The 7,957-nt window shown below is 66.0% G+C and carries 7 protein-coding genes; 5 read left to right on the forward strand and 2 right to left on the reverse strand.

The window, feature by feature from the left end; translation table 11 throughout:
- From mshD to pstB, 5 genes are all read left to right on the forward strand, one after another.
- Window positions 1–918: mycothiol synthase (mshD, locus tag NA4_RS36260; RefSeq protein WP_281180104.1), on the forward strand; the 918-nt coding region annotated here is incomplete at its 5' end.
- 241 nt (window positions 919–1,159) lie between these two features.
- The gene (pstS, locus tag NA4_RS36265) at window positions 1,160–2,272 is read left to right on the forward strand and encodes a phosphate ABC transporter substrate-binding protein PstS (protein WP_157129514.1); all 1,113 of its coding nucleotides are present in this window, start codon (window positions 1,160–1,162) and stop codon (window positions 2,270–2,272) included.
- An 88-nt stretch (window positions 2,273–2,360) separates the two neighbouring features.
- Window positions 2,361–3,332, forward strand: a complete 972-nt coding sequence (pstC, locus tag NA4_RS36270) for a phosphate ABC transporter permease subunit PstC (protein ID WP_067480309.1) — start codon at window positions 2,361–2,363, stop codon at window positions 3,330–3,332.
- Entirely contained in the window at window positions 3,332–4,234 is a 903-nt protein-coding gene (gene pstA, locus NA4_RS36275) for a phosphate ABC transporter permease PstA (protein ID WP_067480292.1), read from the forward strand. Before pstC ends, pstA begins: the two co-directional genes overlap by 1 nt.
- Before the next feature lie 21 nt (window positions 4,235–4,255).
- Entirely contained in the window at window positions 4,256–5,032 is a 777-nt protein-coding gene (gene pstB, locus NA4_RS36280) for a phosphate ABC transporter ATP-binding protein PstB (protein ID WP_067480295.1), read from the forward strand.
- Window positions 5,033–5,300: 268 nt separating this feature from the next.
- Here pstB and phoU read toward each other — a convergent pair whose 3' ends face one another.
- Both phoU and NA4_RS36290 read right to left on the reverse strand, forming a co-directional pair.
- The gene (gene phoU, locus NA4_RS36285) at window positions 5,301–5,963 is read right to left on the reverse strand and encodes a phosphate signaling complex protein PhoU (RefSeq protein ID WP_067480298.1); all 663 of its coding nucleotides are present in this window, start codon (window positions 5,961–5,963) and stop codon (window positions 5,301–5,303) included.
- A gap of 218 nt (window positions 5,964–6,181) precedes the next feature.
- The coding region (locus tag NA4_RS36290; protein WP_067480312.1) for an LCP family glycopolymer transferase at window positions 6,182–7,957 on the reverse strand (1,776 nt) is incomplete at its 5' end.

Genomic DNA, 7,957 nt, shown 5'->3' on the forward strand with positions numbered 1-7,957 from the left:
AGCGGCGCGACAACACAGTGGACCGACCGTCCGGACGAGGACGGGGTGCGGGCGATCGCCGATCTGCTCGCTCGGGCCACGGCCGCAGACGGCGTCGCCCCGATCTCGGAGCAGGCGGTGCTGTCGGTGACCTCCGGCGAAAACACCGCCGCGCGTCATCTGCTCGCACGGCGCCACGGCGCTATCGTCGGATACGCGAATCTCGTTCCCGCGCATGGCGAACACCCGGCGATGGTGGAGGTCGCGGTCGACCCACTCGCCCGCGGTCAGGGAGTGGGTACCGATCTGGTCACGGCCGCGTTTGCGGCGGGCGGTCCGGGAGCGCGGGTGTGGGCACATGGTGATCGGCCCGCAGCCAAATCCATCGCGGCCCGTCTCGGCTTGCGCACGGCGCGTGAGTTGTGGCAGATGCGGCGGTCTTTGGCTACACCGGAGCTACCGGAACTTGCCGTGCCGGACGGCATCGTGCTGCGCAGCTACGCCGGTCCCGCCGACGACCCGGAGTTGCTGCGGGTGAACAGGGCCGCCTTCGCCTGGCATCCCGAACAGGGTCGTTGGACCGAACACGACATCGAGATCCGCAAGGCCGAGCCGTGGTTCGACGCGCAGGGCCTGTTCCTGGCCTTCGATGCCGCCGCGCCCGGTCGGCTGCTCGGATTCCATTGGACCAAAGTGCATTACGAGGAGCGCCCACCGCTCGGCGAGGTCTACGTGATCGGCATCGACCCGGCGGCGCAGGGTCGCGGGCTGGGCCGGCTGCTCACGCTGGCCGGATTGCGCCACCTGCGCGACCGCGGTCTAGCGGAGGTGTTGCTGTACACCGAGGCCGACAACGCCGCCGCGGTGCGCACCTATACCCGTCTCGGATTCGCTACGGCGCACGTCGACGTGGCCTACGCGGCGGCACGGACTGAATAACAGGCGGCTGGTTCGGTGTCGGTGAGTAAAACTGGGGCAAACGTCACATTCACCAGGTGTAATCGCGCCGGGCTGTTCACCTTCCGTTCACCTGGTTCGGTCCAACTGTCAACCACGCGACCCTAGGTTGTGTGAGGGCAGCACACTGCTGCCTGGTGCGCAAGTTCCCCGCGAACAGCACCACAGCACCCGTCCGGGCCGGTGAGGGACCGGACGAGTTGGACGCCTTTCCGGAGGAATAGTGAATTTCAAGCGCAGCAGCGCCCTCGTTGGTGTGCTGGCCGTCGGCGCCATGACACTGGCGGCGTGTGGCAGCGACGACAACACCTCGACCGACTCGGGCAACGTCGCCAAGGTCGACGTCGCGTGTGGCGGTAAGAAGGCTCTCAAGGCCAGTGGCGCGTCGTCGCAGAAGAACGCCATGGAGCGCTTCATCGCCGCCTACGAGAAGAACTGCGACGGTGCCACGCTCAACTACACCTCGAGCGGTTCCGGCGCGGGTGTGAGCGAGTTCATCGGTAACCAGACCGATTTCGGTGGCTCCGACTCGCCGCTGAGCTCGAAGAAGGACGAGCCGAAGAAGGCCGCCGACCGCTGCGGCTCGCCCGCGTGGAACCTCCCAACCGTGTTCGGTCCGGTCGCGATCACCTACAACATCGACGGCGTGACCGACCTCGCGCTGGACGGCCCGACCGCCGCCAAGATCTTCAACGGCGCGGTGACCACCTGGGACGCCCCCGAGATCAAGGCGCTGAACCCGAACGCCAAGCTGCCGTCCGAGCCGATCGCGGTGGTCTTCCGCAGCGACGAGTCCGGCACCACGGACAACTTCCAGCTCTACCTGGACGCCGCTTCCGACGGCGCCTGGGGCAAGGGCGCCGGTAAGGCGTTCGTCGGTGGCGTCGGCGCCGGTTCGAAGGGCAACGAGGGCACCTCGGCCGCGGTGAAGAGCACCAAGAACTCGATCACCTACAACGAGTGGTCCTTCGCGAAGGCGCAGAACCTGTCGGTCGCGCGCATCATCACCTCGGCGAGCAAGGACCCGGTGACCCTGAGCGTCGCGTCGGCGGGTAAGGCGATCGAGTCGGCGAAGGTCTCGGGTCAGGGCAACGACCTGGTCATCGACACCTCCTCGTTCTACAAGCCGACGTCGGCGGGCGCGTACCCGATCGTGATGCCGACCTACGAGATCGTCTGCTCGAAGTACGCCGACGCCGACACGGCCACCGCGGTGAAGGCCTTCCTCACCTCGGCGGTCACCAACGGCCAGCAGGGCCTGGACGAGGCCGGGTACGTCCCGATCCCGGAGCAGTTCAAGACCAAGCTGACCACCGCCATCAACGCCATCTCCTGATCGCGAACCCATGACCGTGCACGACGAAGTTGCCGCCGCTGACCAGTCGGATTCGACCGGTCAGCGGGCGGGCGGAGATACTGCGCACATGCCGAGTAAGCCGAGCACCGAACCGGCCGCCGGGGCCGGCCGCCGTCACAGTCCGCGGGCGGAGATCATCTTCCGTTCGCTGGCCACGACGGCGGGGGCGATCATCGTCGCCTCCATCGCACTGATTGCGCTGTTCCTGTTGATCCGGGCGGTGCCTTCGGTACTAGCGAACGAGGCGAACTTCTTCACCAGCACCGAGTTCAGCACGACCGATGCCAAGAACCTACGGTTCGGCATCCGGGACCTGTTCATGGTGACGGTGCTGAGTTCGATCTTCGCCTTGGCGCTCGCGGTTCCGGTCGGCATCGGCATCGCGCTGTTTCTCACGCACTACGCGCCGAAGACACTGGCGCGCCCGTTCTCGGTGATCGTCGATCTCCTGGCGGCGGTGCCTTCGATCGTGTTCGGTCTCTGGGGAATTCTGGTTCTCGCTCCGCAACTGGAGCCGGTGCAGAGCTTCCTCAACGACAAGCTGGACTGGCTGTTCCTGTTCTCGGACGGCAACATCCCGCTGGCCAGCGGCGGCACGATCTTCACCGCGGGCGTTGTACTCGCGGTGATGATCCTGCCCATCATCACCTCGGTCAGCCGCGAGGTCTTCAACCTGACCCCCCGCACGCACATCGAGGCGGCCCAGGCGCTCGGAGCGACGAAGTGGGAGGTCGTCCGGATGACCGTGCTGCCCTACGGGCGCAGCGGCATGATCGCCGGTTCGATGCTCGGCCTCGGCCGAGCGCTCGGCGAGACGATCGCCGTGCTGATCGTGCTGAAGACGGCCGCGCAGCCGGGGCACTGGTCGGTGTTCGACGGCGGCTACACCTTCGCCTCCAAAATCGCCTCGGCGGCAGCGGAATTCAGTGAGCCGCTGCCCACCGGCGCGTACATCGCGGCAGGCTTCGTGCTGTTCGCGCTGACCTTCGTCGTGAACGCGCTGGCGCGCCTCGCCGCCGGCGGAAGGGTGAACGGGTGATGACCACCTCGACGTTGGACCGGCCGGTCAAAGCCCCCACGTTCCGGCATGTGAGCGTGGCGCGCCGAGTCCGCAACAACATCGCGACCGGACTGGTGTGGCTGGCCTTCGGCATCGCGCTCGTGCCGCTGGGCTGGGTGCTGATCATGGTGGTCACCAAGGGTTTCAGCGCCGTCGTCCGGACCAACTGGTGGCAGAACTCGATGAAGGGCGTGCTGCCCCATCAGTTCGCGGGCGGCGTCTATCACGCGATCTACGGAACCATCGTGCAATCGCTGGTCGCGACGGTCATCGCGGTTCCGCTGGGCATCATGGCCGCGATATATCTGGTCGAGTACGGCCGCGGTGCACTGGCCAAGACCACCACGTTCATGGTCGACATCCTGGCCGGTGTGCCCTCGATCGTCGCGGCGCTGTTCATCTTCGCGCTGTGGATCGCGACGCTCGGGTTCCCGCAGAGTTCGTTCGCGGTGGCGTTGGCGCTGGTGTTGCTGATGCTGCCGGTGGTGGTCCGCAGCACCGAGGAAATGCTCAAACTGGTGCCCGACGAGCTGCGCGAAGCGTCCTACGCGCTCGGCATTCCGAAGTGGAAGACGATCGTGAAGATCGTGGTGCCCACCGCGCTGCCCGGCATGATCAGCGGCATCCTACTGGCCATCGCCAGGGTGATGGGTGAGACCGCGCCCGTGCTGGTGCTGGTCGGCTATAGCAAGTCGATCAACATGAACATCTTCGACGGCAATATGGCGTCGCTGCCGCTGTTGATCTACCAGGAGCTGGCCAATCCGGAAGCAGCCGGACGCGAGCGGGTCTGGGGTGCGGCATTGACCCTCATCCTTATCATCGCCCTCCTGTACCTTGCTGCGGCCGTCGTCAACCGGCTGCTCACGCGGAACCGATAGAAGCGGAACGGATTACCGAAAATGGCCAAGCGGATCGACGTCAAAGATCTGAACATCTACTACGGCAAGTTCCACGCCGTGTCCGAGGTTTCGCTGACCGTGCTGCCGCGCAGTGTGACCGCATTCATCGGTCCCTCCGGGTGTGGTAAGTCGACCGTGCTGCGTTCGCTCAACCGCATGCACGAGGTAACCCCGAACGCCCGGGTCGAAGGCGCGGTGCTGCTGGACGGCGAGGACATCTACGGCGCCCAGGTCGACCCGGTGGGCGTGCGTCGCACCATCGGCATGGTCTTCCAGCGGCCGAATCCGTTCCCCACCATGTCCATCCGGGACAACGTGGTCGCGGGGCTCAAGCTGCAGGGCGTGCGCAACAAGAAGGAACTCGACGAGGTCGCCGAGCGCTCGCTGCGGGGCGCCAACCTGTGGAACGAGGTGAAGGACCGCCTGGACAAGCCGGGCGGCGGCCTCTCCGGCGGTCAGCAGCAGCGTCTGTGCATCGCGCGCGCCATCGCGGTGTCGCCCGACGTCCTGCTGATGGACGAGCCCTGTTCGGCGCTGGACCCGATCTCCACCCTGGCGATCGAGGACCTGATCACCGAGCTGAAGAAGGAATTCACCATCGTCATCGTCACCCACAACATGCAGCAGGCCGCGCGTGTGAGTGACCAGACCGGCTTCTTCAACCTCGAGGCTCAGGGCAAGCCGGGCAAGCTGATCGAGATCGACGACACCGAAAAGATCTTCTCCAACCCCTCGCAGAAGGCCACGGAGGACTACATCTCGGGTCGCTTCGGCTGATTCCGACCACCGAACTCGTCGCGGTCGACGCGGCATAGCACGCGAATAGTCCTGGGCAGCCGAGTTGCTGCCCAGGACTATTTGCGTGCCTGCCTTTTAGAAACAGAATCGTTGCGATCCACTCGCGTGGCGCGGTGTTTCCGGGAGGGCGCCGCCCGGGCGTGAACGGTCGGAATCGGGTATCCGAGCGCCGCAGTGGGCACTGGATTCGGCTACCCGAGTCCGTGACCGACCCTACGAATGGGCGCCGGTCGCACCAGGCTCGCGGTTACGACTCGGCGTCCGGGTCCGGCGGAAGCACGCCGGTGACCAGGAAGATGACCCGGCGGCCGATTTCGACGGCGTGGTCGGCGAAGCGCTCGTAGTAGCGGCCGAGCAGCGTGACATCGACGGCGGCGGCGACGCCGTACTTCCATTCCCGGTCCATGAGCAGCGTGAAGAGGTGACGGTGCAGGTCGTCCATCGCCTCGTCGTCTTGGTTCAGTTGCGCGGCGCGCTCGGGGTCGCGCGTCTCCAGCACCTCCCTGGCGCCCGCGCCCATGCTGACCGCGATGCGGCCCATCTCGGCGAAGTAGCCGTTGACCGACTCGGGCACCGCGTGGTTCGGGTGGCGCCTGCGCGCCACCTTCGCCACGTGCAGCGCGAGCGCGCCCATCCGGTTGACGTCGCCGACGATCTGGATCGTGCTCACCACCTGGCGCAGATCGCCCGCTACCGGCGCCTGCAGAGCGAGTAGGGCGAAGGCCTTCTCTTCGGCGTCCTGAATCATCTCGGCGATCCGGTCGTGCTCACTGATCACCTGCTCCGCCAGAGCGAGATCGGCCTGGAGTAGCGACTGGGTGGCCTGATCCATGGCCGAGCCGGCCAGGCCGGCCATCTCGCCCAAGAGGTTGGCGAGCTCGGCCATTTGCTCGTTGTAGATGACACGCATGAAAGCTGACACTAGTTCGCCGCGCTGACCAAGTCACGAACACCGAGTGAATGACCGGTGCGAACAGTTAGCGCGCGTGTTGCCGCAGGCGGATCGCTCGCTCCGGCCGCGTCGCCGATCTCGGTCTCGAGTATCCGCGAACCCTCGGAAATGTGATCCGCGTCGCACAGCGGGCGCGGCCGTGCCCAGCATGCCGGATGGTTCTAAGGGGCCAGCTGCTACTTGCAGATCTCTTCGGCCGCGTTGACATGTTCCAGGTCCGAGGGCAGTACGGTCGGCGTCGAATCTTTCGAGGTGCTGGTCGCAACGTCGGTGATCGTGTCACCGACCGGCGTCGGTGCCTTCACGGTGACGCCGTTCGTCGAGTCCGCTCCAATGACGACCTCGACGATGCCGCCGAGATCGTCGGCGGCCTCGATGGTCGCGCCGGGGATCGCGGTGGCCACCGTGGCGGCCTCGGCTTCCAGGCCTTCGGCGTAGCGGACCTTCGTCGTCGCGGAGTTGCCGTTGGCGTAATTACCGGTGTTGTAGATCGTGAAGCCCTGGTTGCCGAGCTTGGTGGCGGCCGTGCGCGCCAGACCCTCGTATCCGGAGCCGTTGGACACCAACAATGAGACGGTGGAGGGATCCACCGCCGTGTATTTCGTCGGTGTCGGCGTGGCCGGGGTAGGAGCGGGTGTGTCCTTCGGGACGGTCGGCTTCTCTCCCGGCAGCGGCTGATCGTCGCGGATCGCCTTGAAGATCGCCTTGATGTCGGATTCGCGGGGGATCTCGTTGCCGTAAGACGTGGTGCCCGCGGTCGGGACGGTGATGAAGGTAACCGTGCCTGCATCGATCTTCTGCAGCGAGCGGCCCAGCATCAGCAGATCCTCGGGCCTGGTCTTTTCGTCGACCAAGGTGTGATTGGTGAACTCTTTGATGAAACCGTTCAGTTTGCCCAGATCGAAGAGCACCTTGCTCGCCAGTGCACCGCGCAGCAGCGAAGCTAGGAAGCGTTGCTGTCGGTTGATGCGGTCGTAGTCGCTGCGTTCCTCGCCGTAGACGTGCCTGGCCCGCACATAGTTCAGTGCGGTCTCGCCGTTGATGCGCTGCTTACCCGGCTTCTCGAGGATGGTGCCGAGTACATCGTCGATGAGCGGTTTGGTCGCGCAGACCTCGACGCCATCGATCGTGTTGACCATTGTCTCGAAGCCGGCGAAGTCGATGCCGATGAAGTGATTGATCGACGAGCCGGTGAGACGCTGGATCGTGGAGACGAGGCACGGCGGGCCGCCGAGATTGTAGACGGCGTTGAGCTTGTCGCCTATGGCAGACGGGTACTTCTCGCCGGTGCTTCTGTTTTTCTCACTGTCCCACCCGGTGCACTGCGGCCTGGTCACGTCCAGGTCGCGCGGGAAGGAGACCACGACGACCCGACTTCGGTTTTTCGGGATGTGGACGAGCATGGTGGTGTCGGCGCGGGAGCCCTCGGCGTCGTCCAATGTGCCTGCGCCGAGCTTGCCGTTGGCGCCTGCGCGCGTGTCGGTACCGACGAGCAGGTAATTCTCGTCGCCGAGCTGGGCATTGGAATCGACGATGTCCTGTGAGTTCTCGTCGAGGGCGGAGACCTGGGTGAAGCTGTCCGTGGTCGACCGCATGTAGCTCCAGCCGCCTCCGGTTGCCAGCAGAACCAGGACGGCGACCACCGCCATACCGGCTCGGCCGAAGGTCCGCAGGCGCTTGTTCCGGCGTTCGCGGGCGGCCGCCAGGCGCGATTGCGCGGGTGTGCCGACCGGCTTCGGCTGGGCTTTGGTTTCCTTGGTTGGCCAGCCCGCGCCCTTGCGCTTGGCGCGGGTCGGCTCGTCGAGCGGGGGGAGAACGTCGGTGACTTCTTCGGCCTGCTCCGGCTCGGGGCGAGGTGGGGGAGCGGAGCGCTCGGCTGGACGGCGGCTCGGGGCCGGGGCAGCGCCCGCGATGTCCTGCACCACCGGGGAGCTGCCGGTCGGTCGTGCGGC

This window comes from Nocardia amamiensis NBRC 102102, assembly GCF_001612745.1.
In the GTDB taxonomy this organism is placed as follows: Bacteria; Actinomycetota; Actinomycetes; order Mycobacteriales; family Mycobacteriaceae; genus Nocardia; species Nocardia amamiensis.